Below are 24,159 nucleotides of genomic sequence, written 5' to 3'. Positions count from 1 at the left end.
CGACGGAAGCAGCGGATAGCGTGGCAGCGTTGGATAGCGGCTACGCGCTGTTCCCGGCGACCGCCTGCCAGACGCGGTTCTGGCATGAGCAGAAGGCCGCGCCGCACGCGTCGGCGCTGAACATCGCGTTCCGGCTGCAACTGTCGGGGCCGCTGAATGCCGCGAGTCTCGAACAGGTGCTCGCCGATCTGGTCGCGCGCCACGAAATCCTGCGCACCGGTTTTCTGATGACGGGCGCGGGGTTGCGTCAGCAGGTGTGGAGCGACGCGCCCTTCCGTCTCGACGTGATCGATCTGAGCGGTCTCGACGATCAGGCCGCGCTGGCCGAAGCGCAACGCGTGGGCGGCGAGCAGGCGCGCACGCCGTTCGATCTCGCCTCGCGCTCGTACTTCCGCGCCGTGTGGCTGCCGCGTTCGTCGACGCAAGGCGAGCTGCAACTGACCTTCCATTCGCTCGTGATGGACGGCTGGTCGTTTGCGATTGTCGTGCGCGAACTCGTCGAAGGCCTCGCCGCGCTGCATGCGGGCAAGGACGCCGCGTACGCCGACGTCGATCTGCATCACGGCGACTACGCGCTGTGGAAAGAAGAGTTTCTCGCCAGCGGCGCGCTCGATCGTGCGCGCGCGCACTGGCGCAACGAGCTGCGCGATTTCAGCCGCTTCGACGTGCCGGGCGACCGCGCGCGTGGGCAGGAGCGCCGCTTCCAGGGCGCAATTCGCTCGATCCTGCTGCCGCTCGAACTGAGCGAGCATTTGATCGCGGCGGCGAAGGCGCAAGGCGTGACGCTGTTCAGCGTGGCGGCGGCGAGTCTCGCCGTGGCGTTGCAGAAGGCCACGGGTAGCTCGAACACGGCGCGCGTCGCCATCGGCACGCAAATGTCGGTGCGCGACCAGCAGGAACTCGAAGGCGTGATCGGACCGCTGATCAACACGGTGATCCTGCGCCTCGACGTCGCGCCGGACAGCACGCTCGCTTCGGTGATCGCGCAATGCGGCGCGAAGCTCAGCGACGCCATCGAACATCTGCACGTGCCGTTCGAGGAGATGCGCGAGATGGCCGGCGAAGCGGCAAGCACGGATCGGCCGCCGCTGTGTTCGGTGAACTTCGCGTTGCAGCAGAGCTTCGTCGGCATGGGCGACGAAGTGCGCCGCGACGCGTTCGCCGCGACCACCTCGCCATCGTTCAACGCGGGCGCGCTCTACGACCTCAACTTCTTCATGGTGCGCCGTCCGGAAGGCTGGCGCATTTCGTGCGAAGGCGATCTCGATCTTTACGACGTGGCCACCATCGACGCACATCTCGCGACGTGGCGCGATGTGCTGCAGAACGTGGAGATCACGGCGCCGGTGGCGGCGCAGAAAGCCGCACCCGTTCATTCTCAAGTTCAGGCACAAACGCAGACGCAAATCGCAGCGGGCGTCGGCAACAGCGCCTTCATCAGCCAGGCCGAGATGGATGCGAAGGTGCAAAGCGTCGTGCGCTTCAACGAGGACGGCACGCAGACGCCCATCATCGTGCTCAACAACGTCGCCGTGTTCTACGAACTCGCGCAGCAGGTGGGCGCGCAACGCGCCATCGTCGACATGCCGATGGTGCCGAAGACGCCGCAGCACTTCCCGCCGCGCGCCTTCGAGGACATCGCCGCCGACGCCGTGCGCCTCATCAAGCGCATTCAGCCCGAAGGCCCGTACATCCTGATGGGTTATTGCGTGCTGGGCGCGATGGCGCTCGAAGCCGCTCATCAGATGCGGCGCGAAGGCGACACGGTGGAACTCGTGATCCTCAACGACTCGTGGCGGCCCGGCTATCGCGAATCGATGCCGTGGTACGACAAGATCCTGCGCAAGATTCAGGTCCGCAGCGACGACATTCCGCGCGACTTCCGCGCGACGAGGCGCGGCGAAATGTCGATGATCCATTTCCTCCAGCAATTCCGCACGGTACGCTGGTTCCGCCTGATCCAGATCGGCCTCAAGCTCGGCCTGCTGAAGCAGGATCCCGGCGGCAACGTGGTCGACGAAAACCTCTGGTATGGCCGCAATATCGGCTATCTGCGCGAGCAACAGGCGCGCTACCGTCCCGCGCCTTACGACGGCAACGTGCAGATCTTCCGCAGTGCGCAGGTGCTCAAGGGACGCCTGTTCGCGAACGACATGGGCTGGGGCGACGTGGTGACGGGCAAGCTGGTCGTGACCGAAGTGCCTGGCATGCACAACCAGATGTTCCGCGCAGCGGGCTCGGCGGTGATGGGCGAACAATTGCGCAACCGCCTGGCGGGCATCGAGACGCAAGGTGTTCGCAGCGATGTCAGCAGCAGCGCGGCGAACAGCGCGGACGACCGCGACGCGCCCGCTCCCTTCACGCGCCCGGCGCACGCCTGACGACACGCAAGGATCGCTTCATGTCGCCTTCGCGCAGAGTGCTGGTGGTGGCGTTTTGCAGCGCGCTGACGCTCGTCGCGCTGTGCGCGAAGCTGGCCGCGCCCGGCCTGTTCCGCCGCCCGCCCGTTGCGATGGCCGCAACGGCGTCGGCGGCGGAGCGGCCGGACGCGAAGATCCGTTTCGCCGTGCTCGGCGACTCGGACAGCCAGTCCTATCACGACACGCTGATGCTCGGTGGCCCCGACATGCGCGGCGGCGCGTGGCGCGCCACCACCTGGCAGTGGACCGAAGTGCTGGCGCGCCTGCGCGGCGATCAGGTCGATCTCGGCGCATGGGGCGCTTGGGGCAGCGGCAAGGTGCGCGCCTACGTGGACGAAGCGTTCGGCGCGTCGGCCCGCACGCCGCGCAAGGACGACTATCGCTACGACTTCGCCGTGAGCGGCGCGAATTGCAGCCAGTTGCTCGGGCATTCGCAGCGCCAGGCCATTCGCCTCGTCGAGTTGATGGACGGCGAATCCGAAGCCTGGCGCGGCGGCGTCGTGCTGATCCGCATCGGCATCAACGACCTCGGCGATCACGCGGTGCTCGACGCGCTGTCGCACGATCGCAACGCGCCGGAGCCGAACGCGCGCATCGACGCCTGCCTCGCCGAGATCGGCAAGACGGTGGCGCTGATCCGCTCGCATCATCCGGATACGCATGTCGTGCTCGTCGGCGTGCTCAGCAATGCGGACTGGTCGATCGAGTTCGACAGCTGGCAGTCCGGCGCGGCGATCGCCAATATCGATGCGGGCCTCGATCGCTACGACAACGGCTTGCGCAAGCTCGCGGCCGCCGATCGACAGCATGTGGTTTTTCTCGACGATCGCGCGTGGTTCCGCGGTCTATGGGGCGCGCGCGACGCGCAGGGCCGCCCGCGCTACAAGACGCTGCGGCTTCCGCCGGGTTGGGCTGTGACCAATACGTCGGGCGACGATCCGCACAATGCGGTGCTCTCGGACGGCCACGCGGGCGTGGTCTGGAATACGCTCTGGACGCAGCATCTGATCGCCGCGCTGAACACCGCGTTCGGGCTGCATATCGAACCGATCACGGACGCGCAGGTGTTGGGCTTCTTGCAGCCGAGCTTTGCCGCGAATTCTGCGGGTTCGACGCATGCGGCGGCGGCTCCCCTCACCTCCACCGCTGCGCCTTGACTCACTCGACGCGTTAGCCCATCCGCTCGATCAATTCCCGCCAGCAGGCAAGAATCGGTTCGCGCGCGAAGATCTGCAAATGGCGGCGAGCCTGGTCGATTCTGCGCTGACGCTCGTCGGCGGGCATGGCGGCGAGCGCCTGCATGCCCATCGCGATCGATTCGAGTTCGAGCGGATCGGCGTCGAGCATCGCGTCGCCGCCCACTTCAGTCAGAATGCTGGAGCGCGACACGAGGCACGGCAAGTCGTGCTCGATCGCCTCGATCACCGGCATGCCGAAACCTTCGAGCAAGCTCATCAGCACGAAGCCGGATGCGTTGCGGTACAGCCAGCGCAATTGCTCGTCCGTCGTATAACCGGGCAGCACGACGCCTGGCGTCTGCCGCGCGAGATTAATGGCCGTGTCGGCGCCCGGCTCGCGGCCACCCACCACGACATACTGCCAGCCTTGCTGCGCGAGTCTGCTCGCCGCGAACGCCTCGATGCAGCGCGCCTGATTCTTGCGATCGCCCACGCTGCCGACCGTCAACAGAAAACGCGCGCCCACACCGTCGACAGCCTTCGCTTCGCCGTCCTTCACGCCGAGCCGCGTGGGAATGTAAATCACCTTCGACGACGCAAAATCACAGCCATACAGCCGGTGAAATTCCTGCTGCGAGGTCTTGCTGACAAACACCATATGCGGTTTCACGCGGCGAATCTGGTCGTACGCACGCAGATACAAGTCGTCGACGCCCGGCGCGAAATACTGCGGATGCGTGATCGGGCCGACGTCGTGACACAGCACGATATCGCGCGGCTCCAGCCGATGGCGCACCACGCTCAACGGATCGAGATGCAAGGTCGGACGCGGATCGCGTATCACCGGCAACACCGCGGCGAACGGCGAGCGATACACGCGCGCGAGCGTTTCCTTGTGCGTCAGACGGCCCACGACGCGGCGCATCAGATCGCTGTGCGGAAACTCGTGCCACCGTCCGTAACGCACGCGCGAGACCTGCCCGCCCAGCGTCGAAATAATATCCTTGCCGAGAAATAGCTTGCCGGTGCGGTCGTTCAGCGCCAGCGAAAAATCGACATCGATCGACATTGCTTGCTCCACTATGCGTTGCATCAGCGCGTCGCGCCGGTCACGGTTCGCAGCGATTCGACCAGACTGCGGGCCGCCGACTGCCAGGTGAAGCGCGCCGCCTGGCCGTATCCGCTCGCGATCAGCGATTGCCGCGCGGACACGTCGTCGAGCGCCGTGAGAATCTGCGCGCGCCACGCCGGCACGCTGAACGGATCGGCGTAGAGCGCAGCGTCGCCGCACACTTCGGGCAACGCGCCGAGCGGCGCGGCAATCACCGGACAGCCGAGCGCCATCGCTTCCAGCGGCGGCAAGCCGAAGCCTTCGGTCAGCGAAGGAAACGCGAGCGCCCCCGCGCGCTGCATCAGACCGACGAGTTGCGCATCGCTCACGCGGCCCGCGAATCGCACGTTCGGCGGCACGGCATGGCCGAGCGACTCGAAATCCGCGCGCGTCGCGCCGCCGAACAAAACCAGTTCGATGTCGCGCAATGCCGGATCGGCAAATGCTTTTAACAACACGCCGATATTCTTGTGACGCTGCGTATTCGCGAGCGCCAGCACGTAACGCTCGGGCGTGAGTTTCAACGCAGCCAACAGTGTTTCGTCGGGACGCACCTGAAAAACATGATCGCAGCCGTTATGCACCACGACGATCTTGTCCGCGCTCGCAATGCCGTAACGCACCAGTTCCTGTTTCGAGAACTCGGAAACAGTGAAGATGATCTTGTGCCGCTTGCCAATAAAGAAATATTGAAACTTGTACCAGAGGCGGAAAGGCAGCGAATAGGAATCGGGCGACGAATACACCTGCGCGTCGTGAATCATCGTTGCCGAATCACGATGCAGCAGCGGCCCGAGATTGCAGAGGTTGAGAATGAAATCGCGGCGCCGCGCAAACGGAAAATAGCACTGCTCCCATGCAATGCGATGCATGCGGCGCGCCCAGCGGCTCTCGCGAATGCACGCGATATTGCGGTAACGCGGCACGTTCACGCGATCTCTCACCACCAGCGCGTAATCGACGTCGCCGCCTGCGTGCGCGGCAATCAACGCGTCGGTGGCCGCCACGAGCTGTTCGGCCACCCGATGCACGCCCGTCGGCGCCGCGCCGAAGAATTTGCCGTTGAACGCAATCGTCCTCATAGTTTTTCCGCGCGCTCGGGCGTCAGTCGGCCGCGCACGAAATCGCAGACGCCGATCCAGTTGCCGCGCAAGCGCCCGCGCCGGTCGACCCACGGTTCCGGCACGAAGCTGCGCACGACATTGCTCGATACATTGCGCAGCACATGACGCAGCGCGTCGCGCAGCGGCATGGTTTTCTTCTGCACCAGATACAGCGGATTGATCACCTGCGAATAGCCGAACTTGCGCCCGGATACGCGTCCGCGCTTGACGCCCATATGCACGCCCACCGCCGTATTGATGCGCACGACGCGGCCGCCGCGATTCCAGATCTGGCCGCCGAAATCGCGATCCTCCTGCCAGCCGTACAGCACGAGACGTTCGTCGAAACGCAGCCCCGCAATGCTGCTGCACCGGAACGCCATGTTGCAGCCGTAGGGACCGCCGGTCGGCGCGATGTGCATGTCGCCCGGCAGGTCGTTCGTGTTCGCGACGATCGCGCGCGCTTCCTCGTACGAGTAGCCGGGGCCGTGAATGCCGTCCGCGAGCACGGTGCCCGTCACGCAGGCAATCGAGGCGTCGGTTTCGAGCGCCTTCAATGCCTCGGCGATCCAGCGGCCATGCATGAGGAAATCGTCGTCGAGAATAATGACGACGTCGAAATCGGACGGCACATGATCGAGCGCGCGATTGCGCTGCACCGAACTGCCGGGCCGCCCCTGGATCACGAGCAGGCCGGGCCGCGAGCGCAGGTCGCCGACGTCCGCATCCGACACGCAGGACACGATGATCAGATCGGGTTTGACCGTTTGCAGGTCCACAAAGGCGACGACCTGCTGAAGAATTTCCGCACGCCCCAGCGTCGGGAAGATCACGCAGACTTTCGGCTTCTTGTCGAAAGGAGACGGATTCATTGTTTTACCTGTTGCGAAGTTATTCGCGCCAGCGCGCCAGTCGCGCATTCAAGGACACTGCATTGCCATTGCCGATAAAACCGCGCAGCAAGCCCGCGCGCGAGACGCCGAAGATCAGCATCGCGAGCAAGGCGGTTTCGCCGATCAAGCGTGCTTCGGCCATGCCTTCCGCGCCGCGATAGCTGGCCAGCGGAATCGCCACCAGCAGATTCACCAGCGCGCTCGCGAAGCCCGTCCACAGCAACAGTCGTTCGAGCTTGCGCGGCAAGATGAAATACAGACCCAGCACGCGCGTGCACACGCTGATCGGCAACACGAACACCATCAGGTTGAGAATCGGCACGGCGGGGCGGAATTCCTGACCGAATGCGAGCGGCACGAGCCAGTCCGAGAGGGCTTCGGTGAGAATCACGCCCGCGATCGCGCCCACGAGAAACACGGCAAAAATGCGCCGCGCGAACCAGTTGGCTTTCGCTTCGTCGTGCGCGACCAGATACATGACTTTCGGCGCGAGCACCTGGGCGGCGGGCGCCATCACGCCTAAAGCGGCGGCGATCAGGCGCTCGGAGATCCCGAACGCGCCGACTTCGGCGGGCGAGGCCATCAGCGACAAAATGTACGACGACGCGGCAAGCATCAGAATCGCCGTGCCGTTGTAGAGAAAGATCGTGGTGGAACGCTTGATCAGCGCGAACGCGGCACGCAGCGGCACGAGCCAGCCCGTCGACTCCTTGCGGACCAGCCAGTAGGACACGCCGGTTTGCAGCAGCCCGGAAGCGAAGGTCAACGGAAAAACAAGGCCGACGTCCGAAGGCTTGTGAATGAACACGAACAGCATCATGAGCGACAGCGCGAGCCCCATGACTTCGATCGCCATGTTCGTACGCACGCGGCCCGTGCTGGAGAAATACCAGCCGAGATTGAACGCGGCGAGAATACCGCCCGCGACGATGAAGAACGGCGCGTACGGCACGCTCGAAATCACATCAGAACGAAATGCCGCGATCAGGCCGATCACTACCGCCGGTGCCGCGATCACGAGGCGCGCCGTGAAGTGCTCGCGAAAGACCACGTCGTGATGGCCCGCCTGATCGGTTTGCACGAGTTCGCGTCCGCCGACCGTCGACAAGCCGAAGTTCACGAACAACCACAGCGAATTCGACAACGACGTGCCGGCCAGCACCACGCCGTAGCCGCCCGCGCCCAGCACGCGTCCGTAATAAGGAATCAGGACGAGCGGATAGAGGTAGCGAAACGCGTACGACAGGTAGACGGCGAACAGATCGAGTTTCGACAGCGAGGTGTCGAGCTTTTTCATGATCCCCCCTGCGAAACCCAGCGCGCACGCGCCATCGCGCGACGCGATACGCGCGGCGACAGGGCTCCGGCCGCCGCCGCGAAGATATAGAACGGCGCGCCCAGTTCGAACACCCCGGCGGAAGCGGAGGCCACGATGAGCGTCGCAATCATGCCGTGACGAGCCGCGTAGCAGATGGCGCGCTCGCTGAAGCCGTACGCGCTGGGGATCGGCGTGAGCAGCGACGTACCGAGAAACATGCCGTAGCACACCACGCCCACCACGCCGAGATTCGCCAGCACGACGATCAGGAAGCTCGACGTGCGAATGCTGCCGAGCCCGACGCCGATGCCATAGGTATCGAGAAAGTTGGTGACGCCCTGCGCGTTCCAGCCCATCCGCTCGACGCCCGACGAACTGCCGGCCTTGCTGAACACGGCCGTGTTGAAGAAGTCGGTGAGCGCATTGGCCACGCTCGGCAGGAACAGAATCACGTAAAGCACGACCAGCAGCCCCGCGCAGGCGCCGACCACCCAGAGCCGCTGCTTGCGCGCGATCGCCGAACGCGAGATCACGCCGGGGCGGCTGAACACGAGCACGCCCGCGTAAGCGCCGAGCCCGACATAGGCCGTGCCCGACGTCGACAGCAGCAGCAAAATGCCCGTGGCCAGCGCGAGCGAGCCCGCGATTTTGGTGCGATAGCCCACGAGCCAGAGATTCAGGCAGAAGATGAACAGCGGCAGCGTAAAACCCGAGAACGCCGAGGTCTCGCTGAAGGTGCCGCTGATGCGCACGAGGCCGCCCATTTCCTCGCCGGTCAGGTCGGCGAATTGAGCGGTCTTGATCGCGGACATCGCATCGATACCGGCCGCGTGAAAGACGATATCGAGGCAACCGGCAACCACGTCGAGCGCTGCCAGCACGAAGATCGCATTCGCGAGCGTTCGATAGACGCCGCGATATTTGAGGAACGCGTAGGTCGCGCAATAGACGATCACATCGCTGACGCAATAGACCGACTGGGACAGATTGCCGGACACCGGCCCGAGCGGTTTGAGCAGCACTTCCTGGCTGCTGCGGTCGACCGGATACACGAGCGTCGAGCCGAGCAGCAGGCGCGGCAACAGGATCGCGCCCACGACGCCCCATACGCAGGTGCACAGCAGCCAGAAGCCGGGCTTGTCGAGCGAGACCGCATCGGCGAGCGTCTTGCCGCCGGCGAGATTGAACGCCCGGATCGCGAAAAAAGCCAGAAAGAGTTGCGCAGGCAAGATCCCGATGCTGCCGAGGCCCACCGCCTGTGTGCTGCCAAACAGCGCAAACACCATCATCGCGTAGATGGCGCAGCGATGCGAGGTGTACAACGCCACCAGTCCGGTGACGAACACGATCAACCCGTATATCGACACGTCCCTGCCCCCAAGATTCGTTCGCCCGCCGATCACGCGCGCGCGATGTCGCTCATGTCGTCAGGCCTGCTTATGGCAGCGGCTCAAGGCACATTCGAAGCACATTCGAAGCGCGCTCGAACAACCGTCATGCCGACTGCCACCGCCGCACCACTTGTGGCGCATCGGTGAAGCCCTTGCCGGCGTCCATCGCGCGCTCAACCACGCTGAGAAACTCCTGTTTGAAGCGCTCTTCCGTGAAGCGCATCGCATTGCGCCTGCATACCTCGGGCTTGAGCGCGGGCTGACGCTCGAAGCGTTCCACTGCTTCGACGATGGCCTCCACGCTCTGCTCCGCGAAGAAGAGGCCGGTGCCACGTTCCGGGTCCGGCGAATCGATCACGATCTCGCGCGAGCCGCCGCGTCCGAATGCGATCACCGGCGTGCCGCACGCCTGGGCTTCGACCACCGAAATGCCGAAGTCTTCTTCCGCTGCCACGACGAATGCGCGCGCGCGTTGCATGTGATCGACGAGCACCGAGTCGGGCTGATAACCGAGCAAGGTCACGTTCGGCGCGGCGCAGGCTTTCACGCGCTCGAAATCCGCGCCGTCGCCGATCACGACGAGACGTTTGGACGGCATCGCCGCGAAAGCCTCGACAATCAGCGGAATGCGCTTGTACGGCACCATGCGCGAGGCGATCAGATAGAAGTCCTCGTGCCGATCGCTCAATTCGAAACGCTGCACGTCGACGGGCGGATACACCACGGTCGCTTCGCTGCCGTAGGCCTTGCGAATACGCCGCCCCACGAAGGCGGAATTGGCGACGAAGGTATCGACGCCGTGCGCCGTGCGCTGATCCCAGATGCGCATGTAATGCAGCAGCATGCGCACGATCCAGCTTTTCACGCCGCGCTGCAAACCCGCTTCGGAAAGATATTGATGCTGCAGATCCCACGCATAGCGAATCGGCGAATGCACGTAGCTCACGTGCACCTGATTCGGTCCCGTCAAGATCCCCTTGGCCACGGCGTGGCTCGACGAAATCACGAGATCGTACGAAGAGAGATCGAACTGCTCGATCGCGAGCGGCATCAGCGGCAAATAGCTGCGAAACGACGAACGCGCGCGCGGCAGATGCTGAATGAACGACGTTTTCGCATGACGTCCGCCGAGCTTGCCGCGTTGCGCTTCCGGAAAGAAGTCGACCACGCTGAACAGATCGGCTTGCGGAAACAGCTGGAGAATCTGTTCGACCACCTTCTCCGAGCCCGCATAGGTCACCAGCCATTCGTGCACGAGCGCGACGCGGCCAAAGCGGCGCGTGTCGTTCGCCGCATTGACCACGTTAGCCACATTGGCCACGTTCGCGAGATTGGCGAGGTTCGAGGCAAGTGTTACATTAGCCACGGCGAAATCTCCTCGATCAGCTTGACGGCGGTGGCGTGCCAAGTCAGCTCCGCCGTGCGTGCGCGGCCACGTTCGCGCAGGGTCGCGCGCAACGCGGCGTCGGCCGTGATGCGTTCGAGCAGTTGCGCGAGTTCCGCGGGGTCGTCCGGCGAGGTGTAGAGCACGGCATCGCCGCACGCTTCCTGCACGGCCGGCAGACGCGAGGCGATCACCGGACAGCCGAGCGCCAGCGCCTCGACCGGCGGCAGCCCAAAACCTTCATAACGCGACGGATACACGAAGCACGCCGCGCGGCGATACAGCGCGGCCAGTTCGCCGTCGCTCACGTAGCCGAGATGCCTGACGAAGCCGGGCAACGCGTCCTGCCCCGTGCCGTAGACTTTGGCATCGCCGCCGCCCACCACCACGATGTCGAATTTCGCGTCGCGAATCCGGCGCGCCGCATCGGCTACAAGCTGAAAATTCTTGTGACGATTGAGGCTGCCAACGGCGAGCACGAAGGGGCGCTCGCCCAGCGACGCGGCCACCTTGTTCTCGTCCTGTTGCACGCGCAGCATGTGCTCGCCACTCTCGTACACCACGCCGATCTTGCGCGCCGGAATCCGGTACGCGTCGGACAACTCGCGCCGCGAGAATTCCGACACGGTAATCACGCGCTGCGAAACCCGGCCGATACGCGGCGCCATCAGCCGATACCACGCGACGAACGAGCGGCTGTAGCTATCGGGCACACGCGCGGGCGCCGCATCGTGCAACACCGTGACCTGACGCCGATACATCAGCGGCCCGGAATTGCAGAGATTGAGCAGCAAGCGCCCACGCGCGGCCTGCGGCAAAGCCAGTTGTTCCCAACGCAAACCGCCGCCCTTGCCGCTCGCACGCAGCCCGACATGCCGGAACGGATTCGCCATGCCCGCCAACGCAGCGGGCACGATGATCTCGCTGCGCAGTCCGGCCACACGCGGATCGCCCGACTCGATCAATTGATCGAGCGCCCGAATGGTCTCGAACGCGAAACGATCGACGCCGGTCGCGCGCCGTCCGAGAAAACGGCCGTTGATCAGCAGATTGGGAGCAAGCGGGTCTTTCATTGGATCGGTCCAGGGCATCGCTCATGACCCGGCGTCATCCGTGCGCGCAAGCACCGCGACACACGACCGGATTCGACGAGCCACACCATGCAATTGGTATGGACCGAAGTGTGGCCGATCTTCCCCGCGTCGAATGTTCGCCTACGCTCATGCCGCGCCATTTCGCGCGGCGCGCGGCGCGAGCGAGGCGCGACCGAAGCGCAAGCAAGGCGCAATGTGCTGCGCACCACGTAGCGAAGCAGTTAATTGGTCCGCTGAAATAAAGACATTTCTATAATTCCTCCGGAAAATCCCGCCACGCCGCCGGAGCATCGAGTTGGACGAATGCGTCAGCGCGTCCCGTCTATTCCGGGCGGCGCCTTTCGCCATCGCTGCACTCACCGACGACATCCATGGCACGTCCAACCCGCCTGTACGGCCTCCAGCATTTGCGCTTTTTCGCCGCGTTCGCGGTGCTCGCGCATCACATTCTCGAAGAAGCCGCCGGCAGTTCGCTGGCCATCGTGCCCGCTTCGGCGACGCGCGTCGGCGCGTGCGGCGTCGATATCTTTTTCGTCATCAGCGGACTGGTGATGTGGCATACGACGGGCGGCTTTTCCGCGCAAACGTCGGCACGCCGATTCTTCTCCCGCCGCCTCACGCGCATTTTTCCGTCGTATTGGGCCTGCGTCGCCATCATGGTCGTGCTGGCCGGCAGCGGGCTCGCGTTCAAGCATATGGAACTGGACGCGGTCGGCATCGCCGAATCGGTTTTCCTGTTGCCGCCCACGACGTCGTCCGGTCTGATTCTCGGCGTGGCGTGGACGCTCATCTACGAGCTGTATTTCTATCTCGTCTGCACCGTCGTGCTGTGTCTGCCGTGGCAGCGGCTACGCACGCTGGGCATCGTCGCGCTGCTGGCCGCCCTGCCCTTCGTGCTCGATAAACTCGGCGCAACCGCGCAGGCGCAGTATTACGGCAGTCCGCTCGTCATCGAATTCCTGCTCGGCATTGCGCTCGGCGCGATCGGCACGCATTTGCCCGAGCTGGGCCGGCGCACGTGGCAACTCCTGTTGCTGGCTTGCGTCGCGCTGTTCTGGTGGGCCTCCGCCGCCTCGCCCGACACCGCGACGTTCGGTCTGCCGAATTCGTTCAGATGGTGGGCGTGGGGCCTGCCGTCCATGCTGCTGGTCGCGCTGTTCATGCAGATCCCCGACGATCGAAACCGCATCGGCCGTTCGCTGACGACGCTCGGCAACGCTTCCTATGTGCTGTATCTCACGCACGGTTTCTGGATGAACGCCTTCGCGAAGGCGATCAAAGCGGGCGTGTTTCATTCGACGTTCAGTCTTTATTTCGCCGCCGCGTGCGTGGCCTGTATCGCGGTGGTGTTCGCGCTGGTGGTTCACCGGTATCTGGAGAAACCGCTGCTTTCGAAGCTCGACGGCAAGCGTTCGCGTCTGCGCGAAGCGGCTATGAGCTGAGGTTTCAAGCGGAATTTAAAACGTCTGAAAATGAAAGCCCGACGGTCTTACGTCGGGCTTTTTTGCGTCCGGCTTCCGCGTATCGGCGACGATTAAAGTCACTGCGTCGAGCGGCTTTTCATGCGTGTATCGCGCGGTTCAGGATGTTCATCACGGCTTGCATTCCTGTTCGCGCGCGCGGATGTGCGAACCGGAACTAGGCCTTGGCAATTGCTTCTTTGTCGCCATTCACCCGCGCTCGTCCGCATTCATCCGCAGAATGGAAGAAGCCCACCACGGGTTCACCGTGGTGGGCTTCCTGTTTAACGCTTTCGTGGAATTCAGCGCTGCGCCATGCCCGCGTCTTTCGCGAAACCGTGGCTCGAATAACCGTAAGCGGCATACGCATCGCCGTAACGGCCTGGACGCGAGGTCATATCGTTGAAGATCACGCCGCGAATCGGCACACCGACCTGTTCGAAACGGCGCACCGACTCGCGCAGTTCCGCCACGCTCGTCGTGCCCTGACGCGCGATCACGAACACCGTGCCCGCAAGCTGTCCGATGATGCCGGCGTCCGCGACCGGCAGCACCGGCGGCGCGTCGATCAGCACGAGGTCGTAGGTCTCGTTGGCCCAATCCACGAAATCCTTGAAGCTGTCCTGACGCAACAGTTCGCTCGCGTTGGTCACATAACCGCCCGTGGCCACGAAGTCCACGCCCGGCATCACCTGACGATGCACGACCTGGTCATAGTCCTGCAGATAATCGACCACATCGGTCAGACCCGGGCTGCTCGGCACGCCCGTGTGCAGATTCAGCGAGCCGCGCCGCAGGTCGGCGTCGATCAGCAACACGCGCTTGCCCGATGCGCCGGACACTGCGGCGAGATTCACCGAGACGAACGATTTGCCCACCATCGGCGTCGGCCCCGCGAGCAGCACGACATGATTCGACGCATTCGCCAGCGAATATTCGAGCGCGCTGCGGAAGCTGCGCAGGCTTTCGACCGCGGCGTCGAAGGCCGCCGTATGCGCGAGCACCGTGTTCGTGCCGGGCGTGCCGTTCGGCACGCGGCGCGTGAGCGTATGTTGCAGACGGCTGCGCGGCACGGCAGCGAACACGGCAAGGCCGGTTCCCACTTCGATCTCGTCGACGAGCGACACGCCGCGCTTGAGGCGATGACGCACCAGCACGATCGCCGCGCCAACGAACAGCCCCGTGAAGAACGCGGCGATCACCAGCACCGCGCGCTTGGGACGAATCGGCCCTTCCGGCGGCACGGCCGCGTCGATCATGCGCACGTTCGACACGCGCCCGGCCTTGAGCAGACGCATCTGCTCACGGTTGTTCAGCAGGTTCGTGTAGATGTTCGTATCGACGGTGACTTCGCGTTGCAGGCGCACGAGATGCTGTTCGAGCGGCGGCAAGGCGCGCGTCTGTCCCGCGAGTTCGCTCATCGCCTTTTCGGCTTCCGACAATTGACCGTTGATTGCAATCACGGCCGGGTTGTCGTCGGTGAAACGCGCGAGCAACAGCGCGCGTTGCCCACGCAGGTCAGCGAGATGTTGCTGCGCTTGCGCCGAACTCGCCAGCAGCGAGGTCGCTTCGGCGCCCAGATTCACGGCGCCATGTTCGGAACGGAACGTGTTGTATTCGTTCTCGGCCTTTTCGAGCTGATCCTTCAGTTGCGGCAATTGCTTGTCGAGGAAGGCGATCGACTTCTCCGCTTCTTCCTGGGTGCGCTGCGCGTTCTGGCGGATGTACTCGTTGCCGATCGCGTTGAGAATCGTGCTGGTCAGCACTGGATCGCCGCCGTCGAGCGCGACGCCGATCACATCGGATTCCTTGCCCTTTTCCGAAATCGCCAGCGCCGACTGCAACTGCTGGATCGCACTCAGTTCGGAGCTGCGCGAGAGGTTGAACACCACGCCGGGCTCGCCGTCGATGCGGTTCACGAGCAGGTCGATCGTGCCGCCCACCACCGGCGCGTGCAGCGTCTCGCCCACCTTGCCTTCGAGCGTGGTGCCGCCGAACGCGAGCGTGTACGCGCCCTCGCCCTGATACGTCAGCACGAACGGGCGGCCCATCAGGCGCGCCGGCACTTCGAAGCTCGACACCTCGATGGCTTCGTCGCCCCACGCATAACCGCCCCAGCCGGACCAGTTCGAGAGATTCAGATGCTGCGCGGCCCAGCGCCCCACGACCGGAAAATAGCGCGGCGACGCATGAATATAGAGCTTGGTCGCGTTGACGGCCGCCGAAACGACCATGCGCGAACGCAGCACTTCCATTTCCGCCGAGGCCTCGGTCTTGATCGCGAACTGCGAAGACAGATCGGCGAGCGCCGACTTCGCGGCGTTCGGATTTTCCTCCACCTGGATCAGCATGTCCGATTCATACACCGGCGCCGCCAGCAGCGCATACACGCAGCCGACGAGCGTGCACAGCACGGTCGCGACCAGGATCGTCTTGCGGCCGGCATAGAGCGTATCGAGCAGATTGCCCATGTGTCCGCTTTCGGGCGCGACCGGCATCATCGAGTCGGCCGGCCCCTCAAGCAAATATTCGCGCTGATTCATTTTTATCCTCTCCGTGACGAAGGCGCCGAAAGGCGCGCTTCGCGTTCATGCGGACATCAGTAGCCGACCGCGCGGGTTGCTGCCGCGGCCTGCGTCGTCGGCAAAATCAGGCTGATGACACGGCTCCACTTGACGAGAGAAGACGTATCGACAAACACCACATCGTTGGGCTTGAGCTGGAACGAATCGGCCGTGGCCATCGCCGACGCATTGCTCGCATCGAGATGGAACACCGTGGGCTGCGAAGTATCGCGGCCGCGCACGACGTACACCTGCGAAGCGTCGCCCGACGCCTGGCTGATGCCGCCCGCGTTACCGAGCGCTTCGTTGAGCGACATGTGGCCGTTGTTGAACATCACGCCGCCCGGACGCTCCACTTCGCCCACCACGAACACCTTGCTGTCGGCCTGCCCGAAGACGCGCACGAGATCGCCGTCGCGCAGGATGATGCGGTCGGGATTGAAGCCCTTGCGGATCATCTCCGGCATGTCGACGACCACCGTCGTATCGCCGCGCGTGACCGCGACCTGCGAGCGATCGGCGTTGCTCGTGAAGCCGCCCGCGCGGTTGATCGCTTCGGGCAAGGTCATCGGGCGGTCGTTGAGCACTTCGACGCCCGGCGTTTTGACCTCGCCGTCCAGATACACGCGCTTGCTGCGATAGGTCTGGATGCGCACCGTCACCTGCGGCTGACGCACGTATTTCGCAAGCTTGTCGGCGAGCGCGTCGCGCACGCCCATTTCCGAGAGCCCTTCGACTTTCAGCGGCCCGATATAGGCGTACTGGATGAAGCCGTTGGTATCGACCGTATAGCCCGACGACACCGAACTCGCGCCGCTGCCGTCGCCGCCGCCGCCCGACATCGGCAGGTTCAGTTCGGGGTGGTCCCAGACCACGATGCTGAGAATGTCGCCAGGACCGATTTCATACGGCACGGCCTTGGCGAACAGCTTCTGCACGTCGGTGGGAATGCCCGTGGGGCGCGCCGCCGCTTCCTTCGTCACGAGGTCGCGCGTGATCTCGACGAGCGTGCCCGAGGGCGCGCCCGCGAAGCCCTTGGCCACCACGCTGTCCGGCACGTTCGAGCCGGGCGCGCCTGTGCCGGTCGCGCCCGCGTTCGCCTCGCCGGACGTGCCGCCGCCTTTCGCGGGGGCGTACGTCATGCCCGGCGCGAGCGCGCAGCCGCCCAGCCCGGCCATCGCCAGGCACACGACCCACAAGCCGACGCGGCGCTTCGCGCCCGCGCCAATCGATTGATACGCGTTCGTTTCCATTGACCTACCCCCATCCGTTGCCCATGTTCCGCGTCATTCCGTGTGACGCGGATACCTGGTCCGCCCGGCGCAAACGCGCCGCTCATTTCCCCTGCTGAATCCGGTGTTCAAACAAAACGACTCAAGCAATCTCAGTACGTCAGTACGCGCCGCTGCCGCGAATCACGACGAAAAACGTCTTGAACAGAATTCCGATGTCGCGACGGAAGGTCCAGTTCATCACGTAGAACACGTCGAGCGAGACGCGCGTGGCGTAGTCGATATCGTTGCGGCCGCTCACCTGCCACAGTCCGGTGATGCCCGGCGTCGCCATCAGGTAATACTTGCGCGCGTCGCCGTAGCGTTCCAGTTCCTGATCGATGATCGGGCGCGGGCCCACGAAGCTCATTTCGCCGCGCAGCACGTTCCAGAGTTGCGGCAGTTCATCGAGACTCGAATGGCGCAGGAAGCGGCCGATGCGCGTCACGCGGATATCGTTTTTAAGCTTGAATTCGCGCTCCCATTCGGCCCGCGCTTCCGGATCGCGGGCGAGCAGGTCCTTGAGCACCTGCTCGGAATTCACCACCATCGAGCGGAACTTCAGGCAACGGAACGGCTTGCCGTGACGGCCCACCCGCGTGTGCCCATAGAACGCCGCGCCGCCATCGCGTTTGACCAGCAGCGCCACGACGAACAACACCGGCGAAAGCAGCACCAGCGCGCTGAGCGCCGCGACGATGTCGAACATGCGCTTGAGCGCGTGGCCGACCACGGCGGCGCGCACCGAACCCATCTCCACTTCGATCGGCTCGCGATGCCACCAGGCGCGCGTGAGACGCAGCACGCTGAATTCCGAAAAGAACAGCGTGTGCGAGGCCATCAACGAGATGCCGGTCGTCAGCGTCCAGTAGATGAACCACGGCAGTTGCAGCAGATGATCGTGATGAATCGCGTAAAGCAGCACGAGGCCGCAGAGCTGCACGGCGAGCCACGCGAGCGCCGTGCGTCCCGCGACGCTGAAAATCGAGCGGCTGCCGCGCGAGCCGTAAGTGCCGCAAGCCGGAAACACCGAGAGCGCCAGTGCCGCACAAAACGCCACCAGCGTCGGATCGGGATGATGTGCCGCGCCGACCTGCGTGAAATTCAGGTTCAGGTGCACGGCGCACACTGCGCCCAGCACGATCAGCGCCACGTCGACCGTGCGTTGCGTCAGTAGCGAACTTCGCGTCAGCTGCGTTCCTTGCGTCAGCTGAGGCCCTTGCGTTAGATCTGACATGTCCTACCCCAGTGCGTGTCGTGTTCATCAGACGTTTTGGGTCTGACGTGGTCGTCCTCGGAGAGCGAACGCACGCTCTCTCTTTGCCTGGGGATGCAGATTCGTACTTCGCCCGCCCCAACAGGCCACAGCGACACATTACGGTGTGGACAACGGGCAAACCGTGCGCAATCCCACCAACGGTTTGTGTTCGTGGCGGCGGCTTCGTGGCGAGGCACGCACACCATGAAGCACGCCATGCGCGGGCGAGGCGATATGTACGGTCTCGCACATTCGCCGTGTCTTTTCGTGGCTTCTTTTTTTGTGTGATCTGCGTTTTCTCTTAGCAGCGCGCGCGTGACGATTTACGCCATTTAATAGGAATCCGTATTATTGGCGACGCAATTTTTTCCGTGATGTGTGCGGCGGGACACACAAGGCGATTCCTCTGCGGAATGCCGCATTCGTTTTCCCCATTCGTTTTCACCATTCGTTTTCACCATTCGCTCGCCGCGTTCGCCTACGCACACACTCGCGCGTTCACTCCGCCGCAGAATGTCGGCAAACCGCACCACGCGAGGAACCTGCCGTGAAGCTCTCTATAAACGCAGCCCGCCCGCACGCGACTGGGCGCCTCGTCGATACGATCATCGGCGCTTGCGCCGTCTTCGGCCTGATAGTGGGTCTCGCCGCAACGCCGGCACACGCCGCCGATGCGGTGCGCGCGATGCCCGCCAGCGATTTCATCGACTCGCTCGCGGTCAACACGCACGTGAATTACACCGATGGCGCCTACGTGAACGTCCACAACATCGCCGACGATCTCAACTGGCTCGGCATTCGCCACGTGCGCGACATCGTGCCGAACGGCTCGCCGCCCTTCGACAACTATGTGTACCTCGCGCGTCGCGGCGTCAAATTCAATTTTCTCGTGCGCACCAATATCGACGAATCGATCGCCCAGGCCGTGGCCTTGAATACCGCCGTGCCCGGCAGCGTTGCCGCCATCGAAGGCTTCAACGAGATCGATAACTTTCCGGTGACTTACAACGGGCTCAAGGGCGCCGCCGCCGGGCTCGCCTCGCAGCGCGACATCTATAGTCGCGTGCAGACCACGCCCGCGCTCGCGGGCGTGCGTGTGTACGACGTGACAGGTTATGACCCGAAGGGAGTCGACACGCGCACGAGTTCCGCCGATTATTCGAACACCCACGTCTATCCGCAAAACGGCGAACAGCCGAGCTATAACGCGAACGGCGACCACTGGCTGCCGGCGGCCCTCGGCTCGGTGAAGAAGTTCGAGTTGCCGGTCGTCGTGACCGAATTCGGCTATTTTTCGATGCCGCAATCGGGCTGGTACATGCTGGGCGTGGATGAACCGACCCAGGCCAAAGGCGTGCTCAACGGCTATATGGATGCGGCGGCGGCGGGCGTGAAGCGGCTTTTCGTCTACGAGTTGCTCGACCAGAAACCCGATCCGCAAAACAAGAACGCCGAAATGCATTACGGCATGTTTCGCAATGACAACAGCCCGAAGGTCGTCGCGCACACCATCCGCAATCTGACGACGATTCTGAACACGAACACGCCGCATCGCACCAGAGCGGCCGCGCGCGACACGCTCGCGTACACGCTCTCCGGCATGCCGGTTTCGGCGTACAGCTTATTGCTGAAGAAAAAGGACGGCCGCTTCGTGCTCGCGCTCTGGAACGAAACGCCGATCTGGGATCGGGCGAAAGGCACGCCGCTCGTCAGCCCGCCGGTGCCCGTTCAGGTGGGTCTCGGCGCGAACGCGCGCCGCGTGGATGTGTACGATCCGATGGTGTCCGCCGAGCCGCTCGCGACGCATCGCAATGAAGGCCAGATCAGCGTGGACGTGCCCGATCACCCGATCCTGCTGGAAATCACGCCCGCCGGTACGCCGGGCACCTGATTTCAATTCATTCGGATGACGAATTAAATGGCCGTGCTGAAAAGCCTGATAAAACCCGCCTGTGGGCTTTAACGTTTGACGAGCGCGCGCAGCGCGAAGAATGGCCGATACACCGACGGACACGCCGCGTACAGAAACATGCGGATGCGAAAACCGAGTTTGATGTGCGGCCTGCGCAGCGCGAGCATGAGGCGCTCGCCGAAACCGCGCGCCGCGAACAGATCGCGCACGTAGCACTCGCGCGCGAGCTTGGGCACGAGCAGCGCGCGCATCGCGTCGCCGACACCCGCGATATCGGCATCGCGTTCGAATTGCGCCGACTCCACGAGGCCGAACGCATTGGTCTGCTTCACGCGCGCGATGAACTGCTCGACCGTGCGCAGCCGCTTCTTGCCCGACAAGCCGCCGCGCCGGTAACGCACGAGCGGTTCGCGCAGGCTGACCGCGCCGCCCGACATCACGGCGCGAAACGTCATGATCTGATCTTCGGCCATCGCGCCCGGCAGCATCGGCCCGAAGCGCTCGAACAGCCGCCGCGACCACGCGTGCGACGCGCCCACGAGCCACGGACGCTCGCGCGCCCAGTCGTCGAAATTGCGGTACTGGCCGAGGTCGGTCGGCGCGATGCGGCCCGCCTCGCCGTCTTTGCCTTGCTGCCCCTTCGCGCCTTCGAATTCTTCGAGGTCGGACGCGATCAGGTCGATCTTGCGTCCATGCGCGTTCCAGCACGCGACGAGACGCTCGCAACGTTCGGGCGACGAGACGTCGTCGCCGGCCGTCACGACCAGCAGGTCGCCCTGGCTTTTCGCCGCGAGCTGGGACAGATGCGCGCTGATGCCCGCGTTTTTCTCGTTGCGGTTGAGCACGACGCGATGCGGTCCGCGATAGTCGCGCACGGCGGCTTCGATGGCGGCGAAGGTGCCGTCGCTCGAACAGTCGTCGGAGATCAGGATTTCGAGCGGCGAATAGCGTTGCGCGAGCGCGCCCGCGACGGCATCGGCGATCACACCGGCCTGGTTGTAGGCGATGAGCAGCATCGAGACCAGCGGGCGCGAGGCGTCGTTCGCGGACACGGCAGGACCTGCCTCAGTGCGTTCGTCTTCCAGGTTCATCGGCGATGGGCGGCCCGTGCAGGCGGGCGAGTGGGACGAGTGGGGTTGGCACCGCCGGGAGGCCAGTCCGGGCGGCGCGGGCGGCCATACTATCATGCGGCCCCGTTGACCCGGAACGCCTGGCGGGCGCGCCCGCCGCACCGTGGCGTCGGGCCGACACCGCCGTCCTCGCTCACACCCCCGCAGGCTCGCCGCGCGCGAGTTCGAGACGCTGGGCGCCGAGCCGGCAGATTTCGGCGCGGCAGCGGCGCACGTGGCGTTCGGCCAGCTCGATGGCAACCCCGACGCCGCCCGCCCGAATCGCACCAATCAGTTCGGCATGCTCCGCATACGTTTCGCCGACGCGCTCGCCGTACACGAAGCCCAGCCGGTGCACCACGTGGATGCGGTCGGTCACGCGCCGCAATGCCGCTGAAAGCTCGGCGTTACCCACGGCGTCGACGAGCGCGAGATGAAACGCCTCGTCGAGCGCGGCCACGCGGCGTGCATCGGTGAGCCGAGCCGCCTCCGGCACGAGCCAGATCGCGCCCAGCGCGTCGAGTGCCTGCACCGCCGCGCGATCGCCGCGCGCGTGGCGCTCGCAGAGTCGGCGGATCGCGAAGGTTTCGATCAGCTCGCGCATTTCGTAAAGATCGTCGAAGCGGCTGAAGTCGATCGGCGCGACTTCCCAGCCGCCGCGCACGTAGCCGCGCATCAGGCCGTCGCCTTGCAGGCGCTGCAGCGCTTCGCGCGCGGGCGTGCGCGACACTTCGAAGCGCGCCGCGACGGCCGCCTCGGTCAGCCAGACGCCCGGCAAGAGGCGCAGCTCGAAGATGTCCTCGCGCAAACTCTCGTAGACGCGGTCGGCGCGCGACGCTCCGCCGCGTGCGGCGCGCAGCGGCGTGGGCGAGCTGGTGGCGTTAAGCGGGTTGGGCGAGCGCGTGGAAAGCGTCGAAACGAGCGAGCGGGCGTCGAGCGCGGAGGCCGGCGGCGTCAACGGCGCGGCGGGCTGTGCGTTTGTTTGCACATCGGCGCTCGCAAGCGGCGACGGCGACGACGGAATGAGTAGATTGGGTTCGCGCATGATCGGCGCAATTATCGGCAGCGCGGCAAGGCTCCGTATTGACCTCGCTCCAATCCTGCGTCCGTCGGCGCGCATGCGCCCGGCAGCCCACGGAGGCGTCCCGGCGCCTTTGTATAATCGCGGTTTCGGCCCGCATTCACGCTGCATTCAGCCCGCATTCAACGCGCATTTAACTTTTTGACCGGCGTTCACCTTTCATGCTCAGTTTCGCCCTCGGCTTCATCGTTTCACTGCTGGTCACGCTGCTGATCGTGCGTTACGCGCATCTGCATGAAAGGTTTTCCGTCGATTCCGATCTCGCGGGCGTGCAGAAATTCCACGCGCGGCCCGTGCCGCGCATCGGCGGAACCGGCATTCTGGCGGGACTCGTGGTGGCCGCCGCGCAGCTTCACCACGCCTGGCCGACCGTGTCCGGCGGCATTCTCGGCATCGTCGCCTGCGGGTTGCCTGCGTTCGGCTCCGGGCTCGTCGAGGATCTGACCAAGAAGGTCTCGCCGCTCGCGCGCCTCGTCTGCACGATGGCCGCCGCCGCGCTCGCGTATTTCCTGCTCGGCATCGCGGTCACGCGCATCAGCGTGCCGCCGCTCGACTTCCTGCTTTCCTACGCGGCCATTTCGTGCGTGATCACGGTGCTGGCCGTCGCGGCGCTCGCGAATGCCGTCAACATCATCGACGGCTTCAACGGCCTCGCCTCGATGGTCGCGTTCATGATGTTCGCCTCGCTCGCCTACGTGGCATTCCAGGTGCACGACCCGGTCGTGCTCTCTGCCTCGCTGATCATGATGGGCGCGGTGATGGGCTTCTTCATCTGGAATTTCCCGGCGGGCCTGATCTTTCTCGGCGACGGCGGCGCGTACTTCATCGGTTTCATGCTCGCCGAACTGGCGATCCTGCTCGTCATGCGCAACCGCGACGTCTCGGCCTGGTATCCGGTGCTGCTGTTCATGTACCCGATCTTCGAGACCTGTTTCTCGATCTACCGGAAGAAGTTCGTGCGCGGCATGTCGCCCGGCATTCCCGACGGCGTGCATCTGCACATGCTGGTCTACAAGCGCCTGATGCGCTGGGCCGTGGGCGCGCGCACCGCACGCGAACTCACGCGCCGCAATTCGCTGACGTCGCCGTATCTGTGGCTGCTGTGCCTGATCGCCGTGATTCCGGCCACGCTGTTCTGGCGCCACACGCTGCATCTGTTCTGCTTCGTGGTGGTGTTCGCCTTCACTTACGTGTGGCTCTACGTGAGCATCGTGCGCTTTCGCTCGCCGAAGTGGCTCGTGGTGCGCAAGCAGCGCCGGACCTGAAGCGGCGACGGCAGTGGCAGCGGCGGCGAACGGCGCAATTGCCGCACCCGCCGCGCATCCTCCGCGTACAGATGGCCCCGCTGCGCCCCGCCGTGCGGGTACAATTTACCGGATGGCTGCCCGGTGCCGGCCATCGCCTTACCGCACGCCGTTGTGCACCGCGATCAGGGAATCCATCACAAGGAGAGCCGACATGAGCCGTTACCTTGCTTTTGCCCTTGCGCTGTTCGCCGTCACCCTCGCCGCCTGCAACACCATCGCCGGAGCCGGCGAAGACATCTCGAAGGGCGGCAACGCCATCACCAATTCAGCGGACAAGGCCAAGTAACGCGATAGGCCTGCCCCCG

The 24,159-nt window shown here is 64.5% G+C and carries 18 protein-coding genes; 6 read left to right on the top strand and 12 right to left on the bottom strand.

Going from position 1 to position 24,159, the window contains the following annotated elements:
- Positions 1-20 precede the first annotated feature (20 nt).
- Complete coding sequence (locus G5S35_RS02920) at positions 21-2,381, top strand: condensation domain-containing protein (protein WP_237181325.1); 2,361 nt, start codon at positions 21-23, stop codon at positions 2,379-2,381.
- A gap of 20 nt (positions 2,382-2,401) precedes the next feature.
- Entirely contained in the window at positions 2,402-3,577 is a 1,176-nt protein-coding gene (locus G5S35_RS02915) for an SGNH/GDSL hydrolase family protein (RefSeq protein ID WP_183038559.1), read from the top strand.
- Between the two features lie 13 nt (positions 3,578-3,590).
- On the opposite strand, the gene G5S35_RS02910 is transcribed toward G5S35_RS02915, so the two are convergent.
- From G5S35_RS02910 to G5S35_RS02880, 7 genes are all read right to left on the bottom strand, one after another.
- Positions 3,591-4,667: a glycosyltransferase gene (locus G5S35_RS02910; protein ID WP_161495532.1), complete on the bottom strand. Its 1,077-nt coding sequence runs from the start codon at positions 4,665-4,667 to the stop codon at positions 3,591-3,593.
- 23 nt (positions 4,668-4,690) lie between these two features.
- Positions 4,691-5,791 (bottom strand): glycosyltransferase family 4 protein, encoded by a 1,101-nt coding sequence (locus tag G5S35_RS02905; protein ID WP_183038558.1) that lies wholly within the window; start codon positions 5,789-5,791, stop codon positions 4,691-4,693.
- Positions 5,788-6,684, bottom strand: coding sequence for a glycosyltransferase family 2 protein (locus G5S35_RS02900; RefSeq protein ID WP_065057235.1), 897 nt, complete (start codon positions 6,682-6,684; stop codon positions 5,788-5,790). Before G5S35_RS02900 ends, G5S35_RS02905 begins: the two co-directional genes overlap by 4 nt.
- 19 nt (positions 6,685-6,703) lie before the next feature.
- Complete coding sequence (locus G5S35_RS02895) at positions 6,704-8,002, bottom strand: oligosaccharide flippase family protein (RefSeq protein WP_074981671.1); 1,299 nt, start codon at positions 8,000-8,002, stop codon at positions 6,704-6,706.
- Positions 7,999-9,390 carry a hypothetical protein gene (locus tag G5S35_RS02890; RefSeq protein ID WP_183038557.1) on the bottom strand — a complete coding sequence of 464 codons (1,392 nt, stop codon included), beginning with the start codon at positions 9,388-9,390 and terminating at the stop codon, positions 7,999-8,001. Before G5S35_RS02890 ends, G5S35_RS02895 begins: the two co-directional genes overlap by 4 nt.
- Positions 9,391-9,517: 127 nt before the next feature.
- Positions 9,518-10,735 (bottom strand): glycosyltransferase family 4 protein, encoded by a 1,218-nt coding sequence (locus G5S35_RS02885; RefSeq protein ID WP_065057367.1) that lies wholly within the window; start codon positions 10,733-10,735, stop codon positions 9,518-9,520.
- A gap of 32 nt (positions 10,736-10,767) precedes the next feature.
- A complete protein-coding gene (locus tag G5S35_RS02880) occupies positions 10,768-11,871 on the bottom strand; it encodes a glycosyltransferase family 4 protein (protein WP_074981669.1) in 1,104 nt (367 codons plus the stop codon).
- Positions 11,872-12,263: 392 nt separating this feature from the next.
- Here G5S35_RS02880 and G5S35_RS02875 point away from each other — a divergent pair, with 392 nt between their 5' ends.
- Positions 12,264-13,334: an acyltransferase family protein gene (locus G5S35_RS02875; protein ID WP_183038556.1), complete on the top strand. Its 1,071-nt coding sequence runs from the start codon at positions 12,264-12,266 to the stop codon at positions 13,332-13,334.
- 320 nt (positions 13,335-13,654) lie between these two features.
- Here G5S35_RS02875 and G5S35_RS02870 read toward each other — a convergent pair whose 3' ends face one another.
- The 3 genes from G5S35_RS02870 to G5S35_RS39985 form a co-directional block, all read right to left on the bottom strand.
- Complete coding sequence (locus G5S35_RS02870; protein ID WP_074981664.1) at positions 13,655-15,895, bottom strand: GNVR domain-containing protein; 2,241 nt, start codon at positions 15,893-15,895, stop codon at positions 13,655-13,657.
- A gap of 56 nt (positions 15,896-15,951) precedes the next feature.
- Positions 15,952-17,169, bottom strand: a complete 1,218-nt coding sequence (locus tag G5S35_RS02865; RefSeq protein WP_124263307.1) for a polysaccharide biosynthesis/export family protein — start codon at positions 17,167-17,169, stop codon at positions 15,952-15,954.
- Between the two features lie 139 nt (positions 17,170-17,308).
- On the bottom strand, positions 17,309-18,424 hold the full coding sequence (locus G5S35_RS39985; protein ID WP_183038555.1) for a sugar transferase: 1,116 nt from the start codon (positions 18,422-18,424) through the stop codon (positions 17,309-17,311).
- 568 nt (positions 18,425-18,992) lie between these two features.
- Between G5S35_RS39985 and G5S35_RS02855 the strand changes: the two genes are divergently transcribed.
- Positions 18,993-20,336: a calcium-binding protein gene (locus G5S35_RS02855; protein ID WP_237181324.1), complete on the top strand. Its 1,344-nt coding sequence runs from the start codon at positions 18,993-18,995 to the stop codon at positions 20,334-20,336.
- Positions 20,337-20,404: 68 nt separating this feature from the next.
- On the opposite strand, the gene G5S35_RS02850 is transcribed toward G5S35_RS02855, so the two are convergent.
- Together G5S35_RS02850 and G5S35_RS02845 are read right to left on the bottom strand one after the other, a co-directional pair.
- Positions 20,405-21,448, bottom strand: a complete 1,044-nt coding sequence (locus G5S35_RS02850; protein ID WP_074981662.1) for a glycosyltransferase family 2 protein — start codon at positions 21,446-21,448, stop codon at positions 20,405-20,407.
- 172 nt (positions 21,449-21,620) lie between these two features.
- Positions 21,621-22,511, bottom strand: coding sequence for a GntR family transcriptional regulator (locus G5S35_RS02845; RefSeq protein ID WP_080180172.1), 891 nt, complete (start codon positions 22,509-22,511; stop codon positions 21,621-21,623).
- Between the two features lie 197 nt (positions 22,512-22,708).
- Between G5S35_RS02845 and G5S35_RS02840 the strand changes: the two genes are divergently transcribed.
- Both G5S35_RS02840 and G5S35_RS02835 read left to right on the top strand, forming a co-directional pair.
- Positions 22,709-23,812: an MraY family glycosyltransferase gene (locus G5S35_RS02840; protein ID WP_065057227.1), complete on the top strand. Its 1,104-nt coding sequence runs from the start codon at positions 22,709-22,711 to the stop codon at positions 23,810-23,812.
- A 193-nt stretch (positions 23,813-24,005) separates the two neighbouring features.
- Positions 24,006-24,140 carry an entericidin A/B family lipoprotein gene (locus G5S35_RS02835; RefSeq protein WP_065057226.1) on the top strand — a complete coding sequence of 45 codons (135 nt, stop codon included), beginning with the start codon at positions 24,006-24,008 and terminating at the stop codon, positions 24,138-24,140.
- Positions 24,141-24,159: the final 19 nt, after the last annotated feature.

It is taken from the genome of Paraburkholderia tropica, from assembly GCF_014171495.1.
Lineage (GTDB): Bacteria > Pseudomonadota > Gammaproteobacteria > Burkholderiales > Burkholderiaceae > Paraburkholderia > Paraburkholderia tropica.
This window is presented reverse-complemented; position numbering and strand designations above follow the sequence as displayed.

Coding starts and splice junctions, on each gene's coding strand:
- G5S35_RS02915 (WP_183038559.1), top strand. CDS start 2,402: ATGTCGCCTTCGCGCAGAGTGCTGGTGGTGGCGTTTTGCAGCGCGCTG.
- G5S35_RS02910 (WP_161495532.1), bottom strand. CDS start 4,667: ATGTCGATCGATGTCGATTTTTCGCTGGCGCTGAACGACCGCACCGGC.
- G5S35_RS02905 (WP_183038558.1), bottom strand. CDS start 5,791: ATGAGGACGATTGCGTTCAACGGCAAATTCTTCGGCGCGGCGCCGACG.
- G5S35_RS02900 (WP_065057235.1), bottom strand. CDS start 6,684: ATGAATCCGTCTCCTTTCGACAAGAAGCCGAAAGTCTGCGTGATCTTC.
- G5S35_RS02895 (WP_074981671.1), bottom strand. CDS start 8,002: ATGAAAAAGCTCGACACCTCGCTGTCGAAACTCGATCTGTTCGCCGTC.
- G5S35_RS02880 (WP_074981669.1), bottom strand. CDS start 11,871: ATGAAAGACCCGCTTGCTCCCAATCTGCTGATCAACGGCCGTTTTCTC.
- G5S35_RS02875 (WP_183038556.1), top strand. CDS start 12,264: ATGGCACGTCCAACCCGCCTGTACGGCCTCCAGCATTTGCGCTTTTTC.
- G5S35_RS02870 (WP_074981664.1), bottom strand. CDS start 15,895: ATGAATCAGCGCGAATATTTGCTTGAGGGGCCGGCCGACTCGATGATG.
- G5S35_RS02865 (WP_124263307.1), bottom strand. CDS start 17,169: ATGGAAACGAACGCGTATCAATCGATTGGCGCGGGCGCGAAGCGCCGC.
- G5S35_RS39985 (WP_183038555.1), bottom strand. CDS start 18,424: ATGTCAGATCTAACGCAAGGGCCTCAGCTGACGCAAGGAACGCAGCTG.
- G5S35_RS02850 (WP_074981662.1), bottom strand. CDS start 21,448: ATGAACCTGGAAGACGAACGCACTGAGGCAGGTCCTGCCGTGTCCGCG.
- G5S35_RS02845 (WP_080180172.1), bottom strand. CDS start 22,511: ATGCGCGAACCCAATCTACTCATTCCGTCGTCGCCGTCGCCGCTTGCG.
- G5S35_RS02840 (WP_065057227.1), top strand. CDS start 22,709: ATGCTCAGTTTCGCCCTCGGCTTCATCGTTTCACTGCTGGTCACGCTG.
- G5S35_RS02835 (WP_065057226.1), top strand. CDS start 24,006: ATGAGCCGTTACCTTGCTTTTGCCCTTGCGCTGTTCGCCGTCACCCTC.